This window comes from Microbulbifer sp. SH-1 (genome assembly GCF_011326135.1).
Lineage (GTDB): Bacteria > Pseudomonadota > Gammaproteobacteria > Pseudomonadales > Cellvibrionaceae > Microbulbifer > Microbulbifer harenosus.
The window spans coordinates 1,702,208-1,720,826 of record NZ_CP046948.1 but is presented as its reverse complement, the minus strand read 5'-3'; the positions used below and the strand labels follow the sequence as shown (position 1 = coordinate 1,720,826).

Here is an 18,619-nt window from a genome sequence, read left to right as displayed (position 1 = left end):
CGCATGCTATGTATTTGGGATTCCGGTAGGCGGCGCCATTTTCTTGGTTCTAGGTATAATTTTTGAAGGTATCTTTTGGGCGCGGCTTTTCAAGCGAAAATCTCACAAAGTATAGAGCTGCTTAATTGGGCGCAGTGCCAATCAAACTTAACAAGCGCAAGCAGTTTGCTACGGCCCTTTGGGCCTCCGCGGGACGCCCAACGCTATGCACATTTTGTGCGGGTCGCTGCGCTCCCAGTTTCGCACAAAACGTGCATAGCATTGGTCGCCCCTGTTGCGGGCGTTAGTGTTCAGGTTCGAAGTGTCGCCGCCTGGAAAGTTAGAAGTATTCGGAAGGCATTCGGCGGCTCCGTGCTCCGTAAAGCGGAGTTCGCAAGCAGGGATTTTACGAGACGTTATTAATCACCTTCAGTGGCTTCCATTCTAAAAATTCGTGGAAGGCGGCGAGGATAGTAAAGTGGAGCGTTCCCTTTTGGCTATTTTGCCACTCAGGGGAAAGCGTGGTTCGGCAAAGGCATGAGTGTCACTCAAGGTCAGTTGGGCGTATAGCCAGTGCGTTTCAAATTGCCGGTGGGCATGTTTGTTGGTGTCAAAGTTCATCAACACTAACAATGCCGGGCAGCCAGGCTCCGGGCCTTCGGCCCTCCGCGGGACAGCTTACCTTGTGCACGTTTTGCGCGGGTCGCTGCGCTCCCATTTTCGCGCAAAACGCGCACAAGGTAAGCTGCCCCTGCCGGCGGCGTTAGTGTTTTTAAGAGTGTTTGAGAAAAATCGGCTTCGTCGAAAGTAATGTAAAAATGCCGGTGGTGGCTTCGAAGTGTGGATTTCTCAAAGTCATTGCTGAAAACGCGGTCCCACCATTTGGCTTTAGTTGTCAGGTGGAAACTTTCAGAAGTATTGTGTGTGCGAAAAAGTACTGTGGAAGGTATAAAGTTTTGTAAAAGGAGTTTCCCGTTCGTTCTCTTGGGTGGTGGCATCAAATAATTTTCCAAGAAAACGCTCGGTAGAAACCAAAAACACTAACAAGGCGCTGCAGGCCGACGGCTAACTTTGGGCGCTTTATGCGCGGTCGCTTCGCTCCCATTATCGCGCATAAAGCGCCCAAAGTTAGCCGCGGCTGAGCGCGGCGTTATGTTTCGGGAGAAGCTGAGTGCTAGGAAAGCTATTCGGAAAGAAGAAAGATGAGCTCAAAGAAAATGAAGTTCGAATAGTGCTCCCGGAAGAGCGTTATACACTCATGAAATACAAGCAAGAAAATCTTCCTTGTATAGCTGCGGTAAATACTGGTCTACTCGGCTTTGAGCATAAAGATATTTTTCGATGGCATCTGTCCGTTATTATCGATTTAGAGGAATTAATCGATAATGGAATGCCATCCGAAGAGGAACGCGCGATAGTCGATCCCTTCTGTGATCAACTAGATGAGGAGATCAAGGCCGGAGGGAATGCGCTGTTTCTGGTAAGGGAAACCTGGAATAAGACTCGTAGGCTCGTATGGATGGTATACGATCCTGAAATTGCAAATCAGCACCTGCAATACATTATTGAGCATCATCGTCATCCTAGGCGATTTGACTATCGCATGGAGCAGGATGCGAGCTGGGAACAGCCAGAGTGGTATTTCAGAGCCACAAAAACATAACAATGCGCTGCAGGCCGACGTCTAACTTTGTGCACTTTATGCGCGGTCGCTTCGCTCCCATTATCGCGCATAAAGCGCCCAAAGTTAGCCGCGGCTGAGCGCGGCGTTAGCCATCAGATTCGGGTACAGAGTGATGTTTAGAAGTTTAAGAAAAGGGCGCACCAGCGTATATTTTCAGCACGAGCACACAGGTCATAGCATTGGCGCGGAAAAGTATGAGTCCAAAGTTTCAGAATCTGTCGCAGTTTTGAGGTTTTCGCTGAAGCCAGTTGATAGCAATCAACGATATGACGAAGAGTACCTCCATTCTGAGCCACTTATTTCTTTATCCGTAGATGATGGCACTGTTGTTGATGGATTTATTAAGCATGTTGATTCAAGTGATGAAGATATTTCAATTTGGAAAATCCAAATTTTTTCAAAAAACAGAGAATTTGAATTTACTGTTGAACCTAAGTTAAGTGAAATTCATAAATATCGAAATCTCACGTTTAAAGTCCTTCAGGGCAATGGCTAACAAGGCGAGGCAGTTCGTTCCGGCCCTGCGGGCCTCCACCGGACAGCTTACTTTGTGCACTTTATGCGCAGGTCGCTTCGCTCCCATTTTTGCGCATATAGCGCCCAAAGTAAGCTGCCGCTGCTCGCGGCGTTATATGCCAAGGAGAGTTTATGAACAAAGTTGATGCGCAAGCCATTGTTGAATCTCTAATCGATTCTATATGTGATAGCCCAGACCAATTCCATATTCATGTAAAAGTGGTGGGGCAATCTATAACTTCAAATGGAGGCATAGGACAAGTTGTGACTGCTACTGGCGGTGGTCCAGGGTCAACAACCATAGGGCAGCAAGTATCAGTTTCTTCAGGTGATGTAACACTTGCGAATCAAAAGGCTAACCGTGCGCTAGATGAACAATTCGGTGCGTTAGTACAATCTCTCAACACAATCAAAGAACAGCTAGCTTCCAGTAGTACAGATGTTGGTTTAGTCGAGCAAGTTTACACTTCACTCAAAAATACATGGGTGCCAGGGCTTATTATTTCAGTATTGGGCACGGCGCTATCCGCATCCTTGGGTATAGGCATATAACAAATAAGGATATGTTGCGCTTGCCGCAACATATCTGGTTGTTGAACGAGCCCGGCCAGCTCTATTCATGTAAATAAGTCGAAGGAGGATGGGCGGGGAAGGCCAACGTTAACCGCTAGCCTTTTCTACGGGCGAGCAAGACCCTCGCCCGGAAGGCGATAAAAAATTCGTTGTTACATCGTGTATTCGCTCCTTTAAGTTAGGCCCGTTAATCCTCGTGTTGGTAGCATCCGTGCTCTATCCGTTTTTATCCGGGCTGGGCTTTGCGAGGATAGATACCGGTCACCCGCATAGGGCTTCGGCAGTGAGGGCAAGGCAAACTCGCGGTTTTCTTCGTCGGTGGTGCAGGCCTCTGCACCTTCAGTACCCACTGTAGAATGTGCATAACCGCCTTCGCGTTGCCGTGTAAGTACCCATAATCTCGGGCACGGCGAAAGCCCTTTGGCAGGCAGTGTTGCAGGATTAGTACGATGAACTGCTCACCGGTAACGGTACGGGTTTTCCATTGGTGGGTATTGGCGTCACGGTAGCGAAAGGTCACGTTGCAACCGTCATCGGACAAGATGTTGGTATTGCTAATGACACCGCGATACAGATAGCGCGCAAGATAGCGCAGCGCTTCCGTGCCTTTGCCGACACGTTTACATTGCGCCACCCATTTCTTTGGCGTTCTGCCGGGGGTTATCCCGGCCTGAAAGAGCGCCTTAAGAAACGCACCTCGAAAGGCTTTTGCCAAGGCGCGTCCATTAAACAGGTATTGGCCACGGACTTTGCACCACTGTCGGCGCGCTTTATTAACCGCTCCACCGGGTACCACAATATGAACGTGCGGATGGTAGTCCAGACGGCGAGTGTGGGTATGTAGGACAGCGCAGAAGCCCAGCTCTCCGCCCAAGGTACTATCGTTTTTGGCAAAGGTTTTGAGTGTCTGCGCGGCACAGCGCATCAGCAAGTCATAGCAAGTGCTGCGGTACTGTCGAACGACACCCCGCAGCTCCTTGGGAAGCGTAAAGGTGACCATGTAATAGTTCACCGGCAAGCGTTTTTGCTCCTGGCGTTGCAGCCAGGCTTGCGTACTCTGGTCCTGGCAGAGGTTACAGGCGCGATGTCCGCAGGAGCGTGGCGTGTGGGTGTTATGAGAGCAACGTTGGCAGGTCCATGCCATCTCACCGTAGGGACCTTGGCGGCAGCCCTCGATAGCGTTGAGGGCGGACCACTGGTCGCGACTGAGCGCGTGACCGAACTGCTCGATAAAACGGTGGCGGTAGCGTTGAACAATCGTTTGCAATGTCATGCTACGCCCCCCATACCACGCGCAGCTTGGCCAGCAGGCCGTTGATGCGCCGATCGGTATCGTTTTGCGTATAAGTGGATAGCTGGGTGTACAGTGCGGTGGTCTTGGGGCACTCGTGCCCCATCTGCTCTTGGATCGCCCGCAAACCCACGCCCGCGTCGGTCAGGAGCGTGCCATAGCAATGGCGCAAGGTGTGGATGGTAATCTCTTTGCGAATACCGACGTCGCTGACGATGGCTTTGAAGGACTTCTGTGTGCCGCCACGGTCCATAGGCTCACGAGCCTGGTGCTGCTCCTCGGGTGTGCGTCCGCGAGGAAAGAGCAGCGTGGGATTGCGATGTGTGACCCAGTACGCGCGCAGTGCTTCCAGCGTCATCTTGGGCAAGAAGACGAAGCGGTCCTTCTTCCCCTTTGCTTGACGTACGTGCAGAAGGCCGCGCTCGCTGTCGATGTCGGCCACGCGAATGCCAAGAGCTTCGCCCAAGCGCAGGCCCATGCTAAAGCAGGTGAGAATGAAGGTCTGGTATCGCCGCTCGCGGGTACCATTGATCAATCGCTCCAGCTCTTTGAGTGTAAGCACGTCGGGGAGGTGCTTCTCTTGAGGTGGTTTGACAATATCGACCCACTGCCAGTCGCGCTTAAGTACATGCTTGTAAAAGAACTGCAGGCCATTGCGATCCACCTTCACCGTTGACCAGGAGTGGGTGCTGATGAGGGACTCGAAATAGCCCTCAAGCTGCTCTTGCGTGAGGGTGTCGGGTGGGCTGTCAAAATACTCGCAGACGCGCCGTATGGCACGGCTGTAAAGATCAATGGTTGAGTCGGCTTTGCCCTGTCGTTTGAGTGCGCTAAGATGTTTTCGGTACAGTGAATCGAATCGTTTTTGCTGTGCTTTGTTCATAAAGATATTCCCCTAGTTGTCGTGCTCGGGGGTGAGCACGTAGGGGAATTATCTTTATTTACTGGGGGTTGAGCTTTGCCGCGTAGCGGCTTCGTTCAACAAAGCGCAGCAAAGGGACGGCTTACTTTATGCACGTCTTGCGCTGGTCGCTGCGCTCCCATTTTCGCGCAAAACGCGCATAAAGTAAGCCGCCCCTGTGCGCGGCGTTAGAGTTCAAGAGGAGACCGTGTGATTTTCTACCTTCCCATATATAAACAGAGCAAAGAAGAGTTCAACGATTTTGTAGCTAGCAAAGCGCAGAAGGAAATTGACAACATATCGCTACCTGAAAACGGCGGTAGTGTTCCCGATCGCCTGCAGATTCAAATTCGTTCTAGGCTTCAAACAGAATATGGCTGCAGCTGGGAACAGAATCGTGCAGTTGGTTGGGTTAAAGTTGCACGTGGAAAAGGTGGTTTTTCTTTTTTTATTGCTAAATCCGATAAACTTAAAAGTAAATCACCCAAAAAAGTTTTCTCACTTATTGAGCCAAATGTAATACCTGGATCTTGGCATGTCATTGATTTTTCCAAGTGTAAAAATGGTGAAGAAGTATTGGGTAAGTTTAAAGAGGTTCTCGCAGGCTTTGTCGAAGAGGGTGATTTCAAAGGTTGTTTCGTAGATTTATCCCAAATACAAGAAATCCACAAGTTTGTAGATTGGCCAGGTCTTATAGCAAGTGAACTCTAACAAGGCCATGAACTTCGCGCCTATCGGCGCCGGACAGCCTACGCTGCGCTCCGGCTGCCGGTTATGGCAACGTTAAGCATCATGAATGAAGAATCGGTAATCGTCACAAATTTCGTGATATATGAAGGCGAAGACATAATATGTCAATGCGGATTTCAGGTTCTAGAATCAGGAAATTTCAATGTATTTCCCTCTACTAGAGGAGGTGAGTTCGCAGTAGCCAGTTCATATCATGGCACAATCTGTAGCGTTGATCTTTCCTATAGCAAAGGCGGCGAATTAGTACATTCTCTCAAGCTCGAAATTCCGATAAACAAAACAAAAATAAAGTGGAAAGAAATTAGTTTTGGAAAAGAATTTAAATTGTTTTATCGTAGTGGAATTCAGCCCCCGGTTAAAATTAGGCGCTCTAGTTAGGGGATTTTAAAAACTCTAGAGCGAGAGCAGCGCTTAACAAACGCAAGCAGTTTGCTCCGGCCCTACGGGCCTCCGCGGGACGCCCAACGCTATGCACATTTTGTGCGGGTCGCTGCGCTCCCAGTTTCGCACAAAATGTGCAAGCATTGGTCGCCCCTGTTGCGGGCGTTAGTGTTTTTAAGAGCCGTCAAAAAAATATGGCTTCGTAGAAAGTGATGAATAGTGAACGGTGGTGGCTTCAAGCCATAGATTTCTCAAAAACATAGTAGAAATCGTGGTTCCACCATTTGGCTTTGCAGGTCAGGTAATGGGGCATGTTTCAGCGGCATTGCTTGTGCCGCGCCGCCAATTTGGTTAATCGTCGGCTTCGCCCACGATCCGGTGCGGAAGGTCTGTGCCAGGAAGGCGGCGCCGCACCGTGGTATATTCCAGTTTCGTAAAAAGTAGTCTGCCGTTCGTTCTCTTGGGTGGTTACGTCAAGTAATATTGCAAAAAGAGATTCGGTAGAGGGCCAAAACACTAACAAGGCCGGGCAGCCAGGCTCCGGGCCTTCGGCCCTCCGCGGGACAGCTTACCTTGTGCAGGTTTTGCGCAGGTCGCTTCGCTCCCATTTTCGCGCAAAACGCGCACAAGGTAAGCTGCCCCTGCCGGCGGCGTTATGCGATGTGATGTATGAAGAAGCTATTACTTTTAGTTTCAATGATTTCTTGGGCGTCTTTCGCATCGGCGTGTGACTTTGCGTTGCCTACAATTATTCCGCCCACGTCTCCTGATGGTAATTTTCAATATATTTATCCGGAGACTGGGCCTGATTTTGAAGGTATTGCTAGAAGTAAAAATTTGGCTGTAGTTAAAATATTGAAAATTTCCGGTGAGAAAAACTATCCAGAGGTTGTTATCGTTGAGTTGCTTCATGGCTGGGGTTATCAAAGCGGTCGGTATATGAAATATCTCAACCCGAGAACTTCATGTGGGAGTACAAGAGTAGCGGAAGTAGGCTGGTATGCCGCAGTAATAGATCGCGGAAAGATAGTTACATTAGTACCATATAAAAATATTGAGCAGTACTTGAAAGAGCGCGGAAAGCCAGATTATGTGTACTCTGCGATTGGAGTCCGAGTCGGTGGCGCATAACAATGCGCTGCAGACCGACGTCCAACTTTGTGCACTTTATACGCGGTCGCTACGCTCCCATTATCGCGCATAAAGCGCACAAAGTTGGCCGTGCCTGAGCGCGGCGTTACGTGATGGTAGCTAAACATTGAAAATTCTATTTCTACCAGGAATGGATGGAACGGGTTTGCTCTTCAACGAGCTAATTCAGAATATCCCGAAAGAAATAGACCTCGAAGTTGTTTGCCTCAATGAAATGCAGGCCGTGAGCTACCGCCAGCAGGCTGAGGAGATAGCTGGAAAAATTGGATCTTCAAACGTTGTGGTGGTTGCTGAATCATATTCCGGAAGAATTGCGTATGAATTATGCAATATCCTTGGCGGTAGAATCTCGAAAGTGGTTTTTATAGCTAGCTTTGTTTCCCGTCCCGGAAAGCTGGCAAGGTTTGCTGCCTCCCTGCCGCGCCTGCGCTGGGCGTTAAATGCCCCCTGAAAATTGCGCATAGGTAACCGGATATAACAAGACTGAAAATTATGCAGCCATTTTAGTAACCTTGTTGCTACATTTTGCAGGGGTAATTTTTGTGAAAAGTTGGTTATTTCTAGGGGTTGCAATTGTTTCTGAAGTGATCGCAACTTCAAGTTTGAAAGCAAGCTCAGGCTTTACAAAATTCTGGCCTAGCATGCTTGTTATTCTTGGTTACGCGCTCTCACTTTATTTTCTATCTCTGACACTAAAGGCAATTCCGGTTGGTATCGCTTATGCAATCTGGGCTGGTTTGGGTATCGTACTGATTTCAATTTTGGGTTGGCTAATCTTTGGCCAAAAATTGGATGTGGCAAGTGTAATTGGCATGGCATTAATAATTTCTGGTGTGGCCGTCATAAACCTTTTCTCAAAGGTCAGTGCCCATTAGCATTTAACAACGCAGGCAGTTTGTTCCGGCGCTCCGCGCCTCCACGGGACGCCCAACGCTATGCACATTTTGTGCGGTCGCTGCGCGCCCAGCTTCGCACAAAATGTGCATAGCATTGGTCGCCCCTGCTGCGGGTGTCAAGTGCTGAGGAGCTTCGATCTTACATCCATACTTTGGTGAAGAATTCTTATTATCTCAACGCAGTCATTCTCACCAATTTTGTAGAAAATAATGTGAGCACCATGTGGAATCTTACGGTAGCCGGATTTTATATTTTCGCTGCTCACACCAGAAAATGGGGATTCGGCGAGGTCATGAAAGGCCTCGTCAAATTTTTTGATATAGACGTTTCGCTGGGCCACCCCCCAACGACGCTCAGTAAATTTGGCAATACTTCTCAAGTCATCTTTTGCTTTTCGGCTTAATTTAAATGAACTCATGGAGTTTTCTTTTCATCAAGCTCGGCAATGAATGACTCGTAGGTATAATCCGTGAAACCGCTTTGCTCACCTTCCTGTAGAAGTGTCCGGAGTGTTTCTAGTTTGGTTTCGGTGTCCTCGAGTAACCGCAAACCTGCACGAACCACCTCACTTGCAGAGCCATAGCGGCCGCTGGCAACTTCTTTGGCTATAAATTCATCAAAATGTGACCCTAGGGTCATGCTGGTGTTCTTGGCCATAGTGCCTCCAGGTACCAATAAGTACCTAAATATGGTATTGAGTTGGCATGTTGTCAAGTACTCCGAACACGCACTTAACAATGACGCAAGGTGTGGATGGTAATCGCTTTACGAATACCGACGTCGCTGACGATGGCTTTGAAGGACGTCTGTGTGCCGCCACGGTCCATAGGCTCACGAGCCTGGTGCTGCTGCTCCTCGGGTGTGCGTCCGCGAGGAAAGAGCAGCGTGGGATTGCGATGTGTGACCCAGTACGCGCGCAGTGCTTCCAGCGTCATCTTGGGCAAGAAGACGAAGCGGTCCTTCTTCCCCTTTGCCTGACGCACGTGCAGAAGTCCGCGCTCGCTGTCGATGTCGGCCACGCGAATGCCAAGAGCTTCGCCCAAGCGCAAGCCCATGCTAAAGCAGGTGAGAATGAAGGTCTGGTATCGCCGCTCGCGGGTGCCATTGATCAATCGCTGCAGCTCTTTGAGAGTAAACACATCAGGGAGGTGCTTCTCTTGAGGTGGTTTGACAATATCGACCCGCTGCCAGTCGCGTTTAAGCACATGTTTGTAAAAAAACTGCAAACCATTGCGATCCACCTTCACCGTTGACCAGGAGTGGGTGCTGATGAGGGACTCGAAATAGCCCTCAAGCTGCTCTTGCGTGAGGGTGTCGGGTGGGCTGTCAAAATACTCGCAGACGCGCCGTATGGCATGGCTGTAAAGATCAATGGTTGAGTCGGCTTTGCCCTGTCGTTTGAGTGCGCTAAGATGTTTTCGGTACAGTGAATCGAATCGTTTTTACTGTGCTTTGTTAATAAAGATATTTCCCTAGTTGTCGTGCTCGGGGGTGAGCACGTAGGGGAATTATCTTTATTTACTCGGAGTCAGGCTTTGCCGCATAGCGGCTTCGTTCAACAATCGCAAGCAGTATTCTCCGGCCCTTCGGGCCTCCGCGAGACGCCCAACGCTATGCACATTTTGTGCGGGTCGCTGCGCTCCCAGTTTCGCACAAAACGTGCATAGCATTGGTCGCTCCTGTTGCGGGCGCTAGAACAACTTAGATAGGAGATTACGTGAAGATTGCTCAATCAATAGTTTTATCAATAGGACTTTTTTCTTCGTTAACTAATGCAATCGTCATTCGACATGATGTTTCCGAAGAAAATTATTCTGCTACTCCATCTGACTTCCCTCCTCTAGCAACCTTATATAATATAGGAGTTCACGGTACACTGATTCATCCTCAATGGGTTGTAACCGCTGCCCATGCTGTTTTTTGCATGAACCCTGGCCAGAAAATTAGAGTGGGCGATAAAATAGTATCTATTGCAAATCGATATAGTCACCCTAATTATCGCTTAGGGGATGGACACGACATAGCTTTAATTCAACTTGAATCTAGTGTTCTTGGTTTCAAGTAATAACTGCAATTTCTTTACGCAGCGAGCAAATCGTCTCGCTGCCCCATAAATAATTCATTCGGTGACTTGCCACCTCTGCTTTCTCTCGGTCTGCTGTTCAACCGATCCATAACAAAGCGAACCTGATCGTCCGTCACCTTGTTGAAGTCCGTTCCTTTCGGGAAATACTGCCGGATAAGCCCGTTGGTGTTTTCATTGATTCCCCGCTGCCATGAAGCGTACGGATGAGCAAAATAAATGTCTGCCCCCAATCCCTTGGCGATAACCTCATGCGCCGAGAACTCAAGTCCATTGTCGAAGGTTATCGTTCTAATCTTGTCCTTCAGGTGAGCCATGTGGGTTACAGCTGCGTCAGCCAGTAAGTCGGCTCGTTTACCCTTCAGTCGCACAATGACAGTAAACAGCGTCTTGCGCTCAACCATCGTCAGCAACGCTCCCTTGCGACCTTTGCCAACGACCGTATCGCCTTCCCAGTCTCCAATCCGGCTCATCTGCTCAACTACCGCTGGGCGCTCATCAATACTCACCCTGTTCCTGATCTTGCCACGCCGATCGTAGCTGCCATAGCGCTTACGATATGGCTTTGACGCGATCCGAAGATGTGTATACAAACTTCCGTTATTGGCTTTATCAGCGTAAATCAACTGATAGATCGTTTCATGGTGTAGCGAAACGCCTGTGTGTCTCTTCAAGTAGCTCGCAGCCTGCTGCGGACTCAATTCTTGCCGGATTAAAACCTCTAACTGGCGCCGCACCTCATCGGTCACTTTCCGTGCCTTATGGGCTTCGCGTCTCCTGACATCTGAGAGTCTATGCGCTTGACCAGGGCGATATCCTCTCAGCCCCGCATTCCGCCGCAGCTCTCGACTGATCGTCGATGGGTGCCTTTCCAGTAACATCGCTATTTCTGCCTGCGAGTGTCCGGCTTTTTTCAGGCTGTAAATCTGGTATCGTTCGTTCTCGGTCAGCTGGTAGTAGCTCATCAGTGCTTTTCTCTTGGTCGGGAGAGGTGCCGACTCTACCAGCTGGCCTCCCTCTTACCAATTGCACTTATTATCCGAAACCAAGGTTGATGACATTCAGCCAGCTGAAATTTATAAAAAAAATGACGAAAAAAACGCTGTCGTTTGGTTTATAGGTGTCGGAGGAACAGGGACAGGCATTGGCGGTCAGACAATTGGCTATAAAGAAAACAATGGGAAGTTAAGAAAAGCCCAAAATAAAGTCGTTCACGCGACAAATACAGATATTGTGTTTAAATTCGAAAAAGGCGCTGAAGGAGAAGCGTTAGAAGGCGTTTCAGGTAATGGTGATAGTGGAGGTCCTGCCTATATTAAAAACGGAGATAAACATGAGTTACTCGGTATCAGTTCACGAACCGACTCATGGTTTTATGACGTTGGGGAGTATGGGGTTACAGAGCTTTATACTCGCGTTTCATCATACAGAGGTTGGATACAACAAGTCATTTCAGCCGATAGCGACATGGCAAGGGAAAAAGTTGCGACCAAAAATCCTTTCCTGCATGAAGGTATGACACCTGAAAAAATGAGTGATCTATGTTCTTCTATAGAAGTAAAGTAATCACGCGTTGCTCTAACAATGCATCGCACCGGACAAGCCGGGGAATGCGGCGTTAAGCGAATCAACAATGAACGAAGAAGAAAAAATTCTAGAGCAGTGGATTACACTGGAAAAAGCCGGGGTAGAGGGGGCCAAGTTTGCCTCAAGAAAGCTGATTTTCATTGGAATGTTGTTGCCCTTATATTTTTAAAGGTCAATTCAATTTTTATTGCTCTGGTATCTTCTATAATAGGCTGGTCTATTGCAGAGCGCAACGCACTCAGACATAGGGTAAATTTGTGGCCAAAGTTAGAGAGATGTCTTAGTTGGGATGCAATTTGTGAGCGCCTGTCCATGTAGCCGCTTAAAAGCGCTGCAGATCGACGGTCAACTTTGTGCGCTGTGCTCCCATTATCGCAAAAAAAATGCGTGTAAAGTAAGCCGCCCCTGTGCGCAGCGTTATGAGTTAAGAGGAGTTGGTAGCTTTCATGGAGTTAATTGCAGAGGCAGTCATGGCATTGATTATGACTGTTGTTGAAGTGCTAGCGGCACTTATTGCACCAGCGGCGGAAGTAGCGGCACCCTTCTTGATCCTATTAGTGGAAGCACTTGTATGGTTGGTTCTACTTCTTGTACAGCTAGTTTTAGCATTAATTTACTGGCGTAAACTAAACATACCAGGTAAGCCTCAATTCAATGGCTTGCGTGGTAAGCTAAAGTCATTTTCTATCCAATGGCGAAAAAGACGTGAAAATAAAAAGGCGCGGAAGCAAAGCTCATAACAAGACCGGGAAATTTACTCCGGACCTTTGGCCATCCGTGGGAAAGCTTAATTTGCTCACCTTTTGCGCGGTCGCTGCGTTCCCATTTTTCGTGCAAAAAGCACACAAGGTAAACTGCGTCTGATTGCGGCGCTAGTTGCAGCCAGGAATCTAGAGCATGGTTGAAATTATAGGAAGTAAAGATTGCGGTAATTCTCCAAAAAATCAGTTTGTTGAGAAAATAACCGTTGCATTGGAAACTGGTGATTTGGAGTTTCTTGGTGAAGTTCTATCTGACGGCGCTGTCTGGGAACTCGCGGATAGAAGTGTAATGGAAGGAGATAGCCTTCGATCTCATATTCAACGGTGTGGAAAGGACGTTACTCTAGTAAAAATTGACCACGTAATTTCACATGGAAAATCCGGGGCAGCAAATGGGCATGTCCAAGATAAGAAAGGCAAGATACTTCACTTTTGCCACTTCATAGAATTTACAAGTGCAAAATGTGTAGTAATCAAGAGAGTGAGCAGCTACGGAAAATCCTAGCCGCGAAGCACTTAGTATCAAGTTTTAGCACTGTATACGCGGTCGCTGCGGTGCGCATAAAACGCCAACAATTGTCCGCGGCTGAACGCAGCGTTATACATCTTGAGGAGAAAGGTATGGGGTCTGAATCAGCGCTTAGGGGAAGCTGCCTTTGCGGTGTAGTCCGCATCTCAGCCAAGACAAAAAACAATAGTGTTGGTATAGTGGACCCCAGATCTGAGACACCCAGAGCACTGTAGTTTAAGCTGTCACCCAAAGAGGATGATAGCCATGAGTGAACGCAAAAAACGTACAGCCCACAAACCAGAATTCAAAGCCAAAGTTGGCTTGGAGGCCGTGCGGGGTATCAAGACGATCAGTGAGATCGCACAGGAGCACGGAGTGCACCCTGTCTTGGTCGGACAGTGGAAAAAAGAGATTCTGGCAAATACCAGTGCACTGTTCGAGACCAAGCGAGGCCCAAAGCCTACCAAGGATAACGACGGCAAGGAAGATCGTTTGTACGGCGAAATAGGTCGCCTGAAGATGGAGGTCGACTGGCTCAAAAAAAAGTTGGGCGAGTGAGTCGGGAAGCGCGGCTGGGCTGGATTGACAAGGCAGATGAATTACCGCTGAAACGCCAGTGTGAACTGGCGGAAGTATCGCGTGCCACTACGTATAGGCAGCGGGATATTGTGAAGCTGAATGCCGATGCCAATGATCTCTTGCTATGTCGCCTGATAGATGAGGAGTATACAAACCGTCCGTTCTACGGCAGTCGACGGATGGTGGTTTTCCTGCGGAGACAAGGCCACCAGATTAGCCGCAAGCGTGTTCAGCGCCTGATGCGACAAATGGGTCTGGCGGGTATGGCTCCGGGACCGGCGACCAGCAAGAAGCACCCAGAGCACAAGGTGTACCCATATTTATTACGCGGTGTTCCGATCACCCGACCAAACCAGGTATGGAGTACTGACGTGACGTATATCCGTCTGGATCGGGGCTTTGCTTATCTGGTGGCGATTATCGATTGGTATAGCCGTAAAGTGCTGTCCTGGCGCATTAGCAACAGCATGGATGCCGCCTTCTGTGTTGATTGCCTGGAGGATGCTTTGCGGAAATACGGCAAGCCTGAGATCTTCAATAGCGATCAAGGTTCACAGTTTACGAGCCGCGGGTTTACGGAGGTGCTCAAGCGCGAAGAGGTGTCGATCAGTATGGATGGTCGTGGCCGAGCTCTGGACAATATTTTTGTCGAGCGGTTGTGGCGAAGCGTCAAGCATGAAGACGTATACCTGAAGGGCTACGCCAGTATGGGCGAGCTGATTATCGGCATAACGAATTACTTTGCCTTCTACAATGCTGAGCGGCCACATCAATCGCTGGGGAACAAAACTCCGAGCGAGGTATACGTCAGCGGACAGGGTGGTGGAGCAATGATCGTGGATAAATTTGGTGGATCAAAGAAGAAGTCTACGGGGTCACCGGACTGCGAGGGAGCTCCCTCGCCAGCGGCAACAGGGCAGCGCTGTTCAGCTGTGAGTGAGGAGATGATTGCAGCTTAAACTCTGTGGGAAAAGTGTCTTGCCAATGGGGTCCACTATAGTAGCGACTTTTTATACTGGTCTTACCCACGATAAGTTGACACCTGTATAGGTACGCTTGGATTTAGAGGCTGGTTGTATTTTGAGCAAGAGAATAGCTCCGCTAGTACGAAGGAGTTTCCATAACCGCTTCTAGCTGGTGGCGCGCAAATGTTCTTGAGGTGGTTTTTGTGGTGTCTTGTTTCAGTTAGGCGGGCAAATCTTGTATTCCTTGCTACACTTTAATCAATAACGGCAATAAATTTTTACGTATGGCAGCCATTTTACAATCACTGGCTGAGTACATCAGCCCAAAGATCCCGCCGTGCAGTGCGCCTGCCGAGGCGCTGTTTCCCCTCTTTTACTTAGAATCGGTTCAGAAGAACTGGATTAACCCTCAGCCGTTTGGAGCGCGTTTTATTCCGCGCCTCGTGCTGGTATGAATAGTTTGCGACTAATTGAAAATCCAGGGATGAATTAAAAAGGAGAGCACCATGAGTTACAGCGAAGAGTTGGTGGAAAAGGTTCGCGACTTGCTACAGGAAAAAGAAGGCCTGACTGAAAAGCAGATGTTCGGCGGTCTAGCATTCATGCTGAATGGCAATATGGCCTGTGGCGTCGTCGGTGAAGAGTTGATGGTGCGTGTGGGTCCGGAAAACTACGACAATGCCCTGAGTGAGCGGTATACCCGTCCCATGGATTACACGGGCAGGCCGTTAAAGGGCATGGTGTATGTTGAAGAGGATGCTATCGCCGAGAACCTGGATGGCTGGGTAACCAAGGGCGCAGAGTTTGCCAATTCCCTGCCACCCAAATAAACGCCGCAGCGTCACCGAGTTCTGCGTTGAAAGAAGCTGGATGATAAAATCGCGGAAATCAGGATGTGAGTGGCGCTATCATTCTTGGGGTCGCCAGGTTCAATCGCGCATTCAAGCTGCTCAGTAAAAACCGATTTATAGCGTTGACGTGAATCGCAGCCTTCAAGAGTAATTTGGGAATGTATGAATCATGAAAGATTCAAAACAGTTTTGGGAAGAATCTGCTGAAAAATATATTAAAAGCCCCATTAAAGATGAAGCTACATATCAGCGGAAACTGGCCATTACTCAAGAGTTCCTGAGGTCGGATTGGAATGTGTTGGAGTTCGGCTGCGGCAGTGGCGCCACCGCGATTTTTCATGCTCCTCATGTGAAACATGTCCTTGCTACAGATATATCTGAAAACATGATAGACGCGGCACATAGAAAAGCGGTCGAAGCCGGAGTAAAGAACATTGTTTTTCAGCAGGGAACGCTGGACAGCTTGGCGTTAAAGAATGGAAGTTTTGACGCTGTTCTCGGGTTAAATGTGCTACATCTTTTGGAGGATGTAGACGGGGCGATTGATAAAGTTCATGGGCTGCTAAAATATGATGGGGTATTTATATCAAGCACTTCGCTATTAGCGGAGATAAGTATTTTTTATCAATGGTTGGTCTCTGGCATGCAGCTTCTCCGTTTAGCACCTTATGTCAGTCGCTTAACAAAAAGCCAGCTTATTTCCAAGTTGCTGAATTCAGGTTTTACTATAGAGCGAGAATGGCAGGCTAGCCATGAGTCGGTATTTATAGTCGCTAGAAAGGGCTGTCAAGAGGTTGGGTCAACCTAACTAGCAACGGCTATTGTCGCTGCGCAGGGAGCGCGGCTTTTCCGCGCTTCGCGGTACAACTTCGCCCTGTAGTTGGGCGTTAGAACACAAAGAATATCCATGGGGGTACAGTGAAAGTTCGTCGGATTGTCACCAATATAGATAGCAAAGATCTGGAAAAGGCCGAAGCGTTTTATGGGAAGTTTCTTGGTCTTGATATCCTGATGGATCATGGCTGGATCAAAACCTTCGGCTCCAGTGAAAAAATGACGTTGCAAGTCAGTGTTGCGTCGGAAGGTGGCTCGGGCACGGCGGTCCCCGATTTATCCATCGAGGTCGATGATCTATCTGCTGCGCTCCGGAAGGCCAAGGAGCTTGGGATACCCGTAGAATATGGGCCGGAAAGCGAACCCTGGGGCGTGCGTCGCTTTTATGTTCGCGACCCATTTGGCAAACTCATCAATGTTCTTCAACACCATTAGTCATACTGGTGGTTTTGTGTTCTGACAGACCGCTCAAGTTCATTCGATATTCAATCCGCTTTGCGCACACCTCCAAGTCGGTTTGGTGGAGATGTGTGCAAAAGCCGATATAAAGTGGGTTGCGCCTGAGTGTGATGTTGGGCCTCTCCTGAGTTCAGCTGCGCTGGTGAATTCAGTCTGATTGGCTGAGCGCGCTCAGTATTGTGGTGATATCGCGCTTATCCAATCTGCCGGTCGGTGGCATGAATCCGCTTTCGCTGGTGAGCTTGTGTTCCAGCAGGGTTACACCGTCGGCCATTTGCAGCCAGCGGCCCTCCGGACTTAACAATGTACCGGGTGTATGCTGCAGTTCCTGGTGGCAGCCGGCGCAGTGTGTCAGCAGCACCCGCCGCGGCTCCTCTGCGAGCTGGACGTCATTCACACGGGGGATGGCATGTGCCGCAGCGGCCTGAATATTCTCCATTGCCATGTAGGGTTCACCGCGGGACAGTCGCAACACGGCCCTGTTTTTGTCGTCGACAATCAGTAAGGCGCCATCCTGCAGTTGCAATAACCCGACCGGAGCGCCTTCAGGACGCAGGTTTTCGACCTGATTCCACTGCCCAATGACTTCGGTATGCTGCGCATCGGCATGGGAGCCACCACGTGGCGCCATAGCATGGGATGTGAATTTCTGCGCGGGCGGGATGGGGTCGCGGTTGAAGGTGACGCTGGGCTGCAGCAGCGGCAGGCCTTCTGGAGAGGTGGGATAGCTGACGACCCGGTTACCCACTACACGGTAGCCGTGCCAGCTGACGAGCAGGTGACCTTTGAGTTTGGGCAACAGGTCGGCGCTGTAATAGATCATATCCAGGGGGGCCACATGGGGCGGCATCAGACTGTATGGTTGGATGTAATCCGGGCGGGTGCAGCCCGCCGCAACTTCTTTTGCGCTCAGTGTCCTGTTAAAGCAGAAAGGCCAGCCATAAAAACCGCCGGCCTGAATAACGTTGATTTCCTCGTATGGTTCCTCGGGATCATGAAAATCCGCACTGTTTTCCCCTTGCAGTATCGTGCCGCTGGGATGCACGACTAGCGCCATGGAATTGCGCAGGCCGGTGGCGTACATAGAGAACGCGCTTTCCCAGCGATTGCCTTCAGGGATATAGCGATAGTGACGGAGGCCGACGGAAGTGGCTTCTTCGCAGGCCTGCTTGTCTGCGCTGAGCTTACAATCGTCCGTTTTCGAGCCCGCGTTGACTAACAGATCCCCGTTTGGGAGGAAGACAAAACTGGTCAGGGGGTGCAGATGGTCCCCGGCCGAGTAGGGGAGCGATTCGACAGCCGTTTCCTGATCGGCTATTTCATCATCTCGCACACGGAATCGAGTGATGCGATGTGCCTCCCCCAGATAAATCAAGCCGTCTGGCCCGAGTTTGATGTCGTGTGGAAGATTGAGCCCGGTGGCGAGTTTGCACGCGGTCAGTAACTGGCTGTAGCGGTCGTCGGCAAATTCCAGCAACCACAGGATTCCCCTGTGTGGGTTCCAGCCCCCCATGTCGGTGACCAGTATCTGCCGGTGCTGTGGAATCTCCAGAGCTTTTCGAGGTTTGACAAATGCCGCGCCAATACTGGCGTCCGCCACAAGACCAAGGCAGGTTCCGGGCATGGTTCCAACCGGCAGCTTTGGTGGGCCGTCACAGGTGGTAGGCACTGGCTGATAACCGGTAGCAGTGGAGGAAGCGGTAAAAAGGCCGAGCAGCAGCCCGATTATCCATTTGCGGGTCAAATTCATGGCGCGGAAACTCACTCATTGCGAAAGCGAGGTGGACTATAGCCATTGGCGCTGGAAACACCAAGCCGGTTTTCGGTAGTATTGCGCGCTAAATTCAAGGGGCGTGGCACAAGGA

22 protein-coding genes and 2 pseudogenes are annotated in these 18,619 nt (G+C 49.6%); 16 read left to right on the top strand and 8 right to left on the bottom strand.

Annotation, left to right across the window (positions count from 1 at the left end; all coding sequences use genetic code 11):
- Positions 1–1,150 precede the first annotated feature (1,150 nt).
- The 3 genes from GNX18_RS07490 (at position 1,151) to GNX18_RS07480 (ending at position 2,731) form a co-directional block, all read left to right on the top strand.
- Positions 1,151–1,642 (top strand): DUF695 domain-containing protein, encoded by a 492-nt coding sequence (locus tag GNX18_RS07490; protein ID WP_166216669.1) that lies wholly within the window; start codon positions 1,151–1,153, stop codon positions 1,640–1,642.
- A 133-nt stretch (positions 1,643–1,775) separates the two neighbouring features.
- Positions 1,776–2,159 (top strand): hypothetical protein, encoded by a 384-nt coding sequence (locus GNX18_RS07485; protein WP_166216666.1) that lies wholly within the window; start codon positions 1,776–1,778, stop codon positions 2,157–2,159.
- Positions 2,160–2,311: 152 nt separating this feature from the next.
- Positions 2,312–2,731 carry a hypothetical protein gene (locus GNX18_RS07480; protein WP_166216663.1) on the top strand — a complete coding sequence of 140 codons (420 nt, stop codon included), beginning with the start codon at positions 2,312–2,314 and terminating at the stop codon, positions 2,729–2,731.
- A gap of 247 nt (positions 2,732–2,978) precedes the next feature.
- Here the strand turns inward: GNX18_RS07480 and GNX18_RS07475 are convergent, their stop codons facing one another.
- Both GNX18_RS07475 and GNX18_RS07470 read right to left on the bottom strand, forming a co-directional pair.
- Positions 2,979–4,025 carry a transposase gene (locus tag GNX18_RS07475; RefSeq protein WP_166214667.1) on the bottom strand — a complete coding sequence of 349 codons (1,047 nt, stop codon included), beginning with the start codon at positions 4,023–4,025 and terminating at the stop codon, positions 2,979–2,981.
- Position 4,026: 1 nt separating this feature from the next.
- Positions 4,027–4,926 (bottom strand): site-specific integrase, encoded by a 900-nt coding sequence (locus GNX18_RS07470; RefSeq protein WP_166214670.1) that lies wholly within the window; start codon positions 4,924–4,926, stop codon positions 4,027–4,029.
- A 228-nt stretch (positions 4,927–5,154) separates the two neighbouring features.
- Here GNX18_RS07470 and GNX18_RS07465 point away from each other — a divergent pair, with 228 nt between their 5' ends.
- The 4 genes from GNX18_RS07465 (at position 5,155) to GNX18_RS07450 (ending at position 8,102) form a co-directional block, all read left to right on the top strand.
- Positions 5,155–5,655 carry a hypothetical protein gene (locus GNX18_RS07465; RefSeq protein WP_138237304.1) on the top strand — a complete coding sequence of 167 codons (501 nt, stop codon included), beginning with the start codon at positions 5,155–5,157 and terminating at the stop codon, positions 5,653–5,655.
- Between the two features lie 1,089 nt (positions 5,656–6,744).
- A complete protein-coding gene (locus GNX18_RS07460) occupies positions 6,745–7,206 on the top strand; it encodes a hypothetical protein (protein ID WP_166216660.1) in 462 nt (153 codons plus the stop codon).
- A 127-nt stretch (positions 7,207–7,333) separates the two neighbouring features.
- On the top strand, positions 7,334–7,678 hold the full coding sequence (locus GNX18_RS07455; protein WP_166216657.1) for an alpha/beta fold hydrolase: 345 nt from the start codon (positions 7,334–7,336) through the stop codon (positions 7,676–7,678).
- A gap of 91 nt (positions 7,679–7,769) precedes the next feature.
- Positions 7,770–8,102 (top strand): SMR family transporter, encoded by a 333-nt coding sequence (locus tag GNX18_RS07450; protein ID WP_166216654.1) that lies wholly within the window; start codon positions 7,770–7,772, stop codon positions 8,100–8,102.
- 137 nt (positions 8,103–8,239) lie between these two features.
- On the opposite strand, the gene GNX18_RS07445 is transcribed toward GNX18_RS07450, so the two are convergent.
- The 4 genes and pseudogenes from GNX18_RS07445 to GNX18_RS19760 form a co-directional block, all read right to left on the bottom strand.
- Entirely contained in the window at positions 8,240–8,542 is a 303-nt protein-coding gene (locus tag GNX18_RS07445; RefSeq protein ID WP_166216651.1) for a type II toxin-antitoxin system RelE/ParE family toxin, read from the bottom strand.
- Positions 8,539–8,781: a type II toxin-antitoxin system ParD family antitoxin gene (locus GNX18_RS07440; protein WP_166216647.1), complete on the bottom strand. Its 243-nt coding sequence runs from the start codon at positions 8,779–8,781 to the stop codon at positions 8,539–8,541. Before GNX18_RS07440 ends, GNX18_RS07445 begins: the two co-directional genes overlap by 4 nt.
- 74 nt (positions 8,782–8,855) lie before the next feature.
- Positions 8,856–9,263, bottom strand: coding sequence for a tyrosine-type recombinase/integrase (locus GNX18_RS19610; RefSeq protein WP_240914286.1), 408 nt, complete (start codon positions 9,261–9,263; stop codon positions 8,856–8,858).
- Positions 9,264–9,320: 57 nt separating this feature from the next.
- Positions 9,321–9,551, bottom strand: a pseudogene (locus GNX18_RS19760) (site-specific integrase); the annotation flags it as partial.
- 290 nt (positions 9,552–9,841) lie between these two features.
- Here GNX18_RS19760 and GNX18_RS07430 point away from each other — a divergent pair.
- Positions 9,842–10,189, top strand: coding sequence for a trypsin-like serine protease (locus GNX18_RS07430; RefSeq protein WP_166216643.1), 348 nt, complete (start codon positions 9,842–9,844; stop codon positions 10,187–10,189).
- A 14-nt stretch (positions 10,190–10,203) separates the two neighbouring features.
- On the opposite strand, the gene GNX18_RS07425 is transcribed toward GNX18_RS07430, so the two are convergent.
- Complete coding sequence (locus GNX18_RS07425; protein ID WP_166216639.1) at positions 10,204–11,172, bottom strand: IS30 family transposase; 969 nt, start codon at positions 11,170–11,172, stop codon at positions 10,204–10,206.
- Positions 11,173–11,233: 61 nt separating this feature from the next.
- Here GNX18_RS07425 and GNX18_RS07420 point away from each other — a divergent pair, with 61 nt between their 5' ends.
- The 8 genes and pseudogenes from GNX18_RS07420 to GNX18_RS07390 all read left to right on the top strand — a co-directional run bounded on the left by GNX18_RS07420 (position 11,234) and on the right by GNX18_RS07390 (position 16,730).
- Complete coding sequence (locus tag GNX18_RS07420) at positions 11,234–11,773, top strand: trypsin-like serine protease (RefSeq protein WP_166216636.1); 540 nt, start codon at positions 11,234–11,236, stop codon at positions 11,771–11,773.
- A gap of 67 nt (positions 11,774–11,840) precedes the next feature.
- Positions 11,841–11,963, top strand: a complete 123-nt coding sequence (locus GNX18_RS19755; protein WP_256367378.1) for a hypothetical protein — start codon at positions 11,841–11,843, stop codon at positions 11,961–11,963.
- A gap of 277 nt (positions 11,964–12,240) precedes the next feature.
- Positions 12,241–12,534 carry a hypothetical protein gene (locus tag GNX18_RS07415; RefSeq protein WP_166216633.1) on the top strand — a complete coding sequence of 98 codons (294 nt, stop codon included), beginning with the start codon at positions 12,241–12,243 and terminating at the stop codon, positions 12,532–12,534.
- A 157-nt stretch (positions 12,535–12,691) separates the two neighbouring features.
- Positions 12,692–13,060, top strand: coding sequence for a nuclear transport factor 2 family protein (locus tag GNX18_RS07410; protein ID WP_138234945.1), 369 nt, complete (start codon positions 12,692–12,694; stop codon positions 13,058–13,060).
- 270 nt (positions 13,061–13,330) lie between these two features.
- A pseudogene (locus GNX18_RS07405) lies at positions 13,331–14,511 on the top strand (IS3 family transposase); the annotation flags it as partial.
- A gap of 605 nt (positions 14,512–15,116) precedes the next feature.
- Positions 15,117–15,440 carry a TfoX/Sxy family protein gene (locus GNX18_RS07400; RefSeq protein ID WP_138234942.1) on the top strand — a complete coding sequence of 108 codons (324 nt, stop codon included), beginning with the start codon at positions 15,117–15,119 and terminating at the stop codon, positions 15,438–15,440.
- Positions 15,441–15,630: 190 nt separating this feature from the next.
- A complete protein-coding gene (locus GNX18_RS07395) occupies positions 15,631–16,269 on the top strand; it encodes a bifunctional 2-polyprenyl-6-hydroxyphenol methylase/3-demethylubiquinol 3-O-methyltransferase UbiG (RefSeq protein WP_166216631.1) in 639 nt (212 codons plus the stop codon).
- Positions 16,270–16,379: 110 nt separating this feature from the next.
- Positions 16,380–16,730, top strand: a complete 351-nt coding sequence (locus GNX18_RS07390; RefSeq protein WP_166216628.1) for a VOC family protein — start codon at positions 16,380–16,382, stop codon at positions 16,728–16,730.
- Positions 16,731–16,902: 172 nt separating this feature from the next.
- Here GNX18_RS07390 and GNX18_RS07385 read toward each other — a convergent pair whose 3' ends face one another.
- A complete protein-coding gene (locus GNX18_RS07385; protein WP_166216625.1) occupies positions 16,903–18,504 on the bottom strand; it encodes a sorbosone dehydrogenase family protein in 1,602 nt (533 codons plus the stop codon).
- Positions 18,505–18,619 lie beyond the last annotated feature (115 nt).

Bases quoted from the DNA above. Each gene is read 5' to 3' on its own strand.
- GNX18_RS07385 (WP_166216625.1), bottom strand. From the start codon at position 18,504: ATGAATTTGACCCGCAAATGGATAATCGGGCTGCTGCTCGGCCTTTTT.
- GNX18_RS07425 (WP_166216639.1), bottom strand. From the start codon at position 11,172: ATGAGCTACTACCAGCTGACCGAGAACGAACGATACCAGATTTACAGC.
- GNX18_RS07395 (WP_166216631.1), top strand. From the start codon at position 15,631: ATGAAAGATTCAAAACAGTTTTGGGAAGAATCTGCTGAAAAATATATT.
- GNX18_RS07485 (WP_166216666.1), top strand. From the start codon at position 1,776: ATGTTTAGAAGTTTAAGAAAAGGGCGCACCAGCGTATATTTTCAGCAC.
- GNX18_RS19755 (WP_256367378.1), top strand. From the start codon at position 11,841: ATGAACGAAGAAGAAAAAATTCTAGAGCAGTGGATTACACTGGAAAAA.
- GNX18_RS07415 (WP_166216633.1), top strand. From the start codon at position 12,241: ATGGAGTTAATTGCAGAGGCAGTCATGGCATTGATTATGACTGTTGTT.
- GNX18_RS07480 (WP_166216663.1), top strand. From the start codon at position 2,312: ATGAACAAAGTTGATGCGCAAGCCATTGTTGAATCTCTAATCGATTCT.
- GNX18_RS07440 (WP_166216647.1), bottom strand. From the start codon at position 8,781: ATGGCCAAGAACACCAGCATGACCCTAGGGTCACATTTTGATGAATTT.
- GNX18_RS07475 (WP_166214667.1), bottom strand. From the start codon at position 4,025: ATGACATTGCAAACGATTGTTCAACGCTACCGCCACCGTTTTATCGAG.
- GNX18_RS07445 (WP_166216651.1), bottom strand. From the start codon at position 8,542: ATGAGTTCATTTAAATTAAGCCGAAAAGCAAAAGATGACTTGAGAAGT.
- GNX18_RS07470 (WP_166214670.1), bottom strand. From the start codon at position 4,926: ATGAACAAAGCACAGCAAAAACGATTCGATTCACTGTACCGAAAACAT.
- GNX18_RS07410 (WP_138234945.1), top strand. From the start codon at position 12,692: ATGGTTGAAATTATAGGAAGTAAAGATTGCGGTAATTCTCCAAAAAAT.
- GNX18_RS07460 (WP_166216660.1), top strand. From the start codon at position 6,745: ATGAAGAAGCTATTACTTTTAGTTTCAATGATTTCTTGGGCGTCTTTC.
- GNX18_RS07400 (WP_138234942.1), top strand. From the start codon at position 15,117: ATGAGTTACAGCGAAGAGTTGGTGGAAAAGGTTCGCGACTTGCTACAG.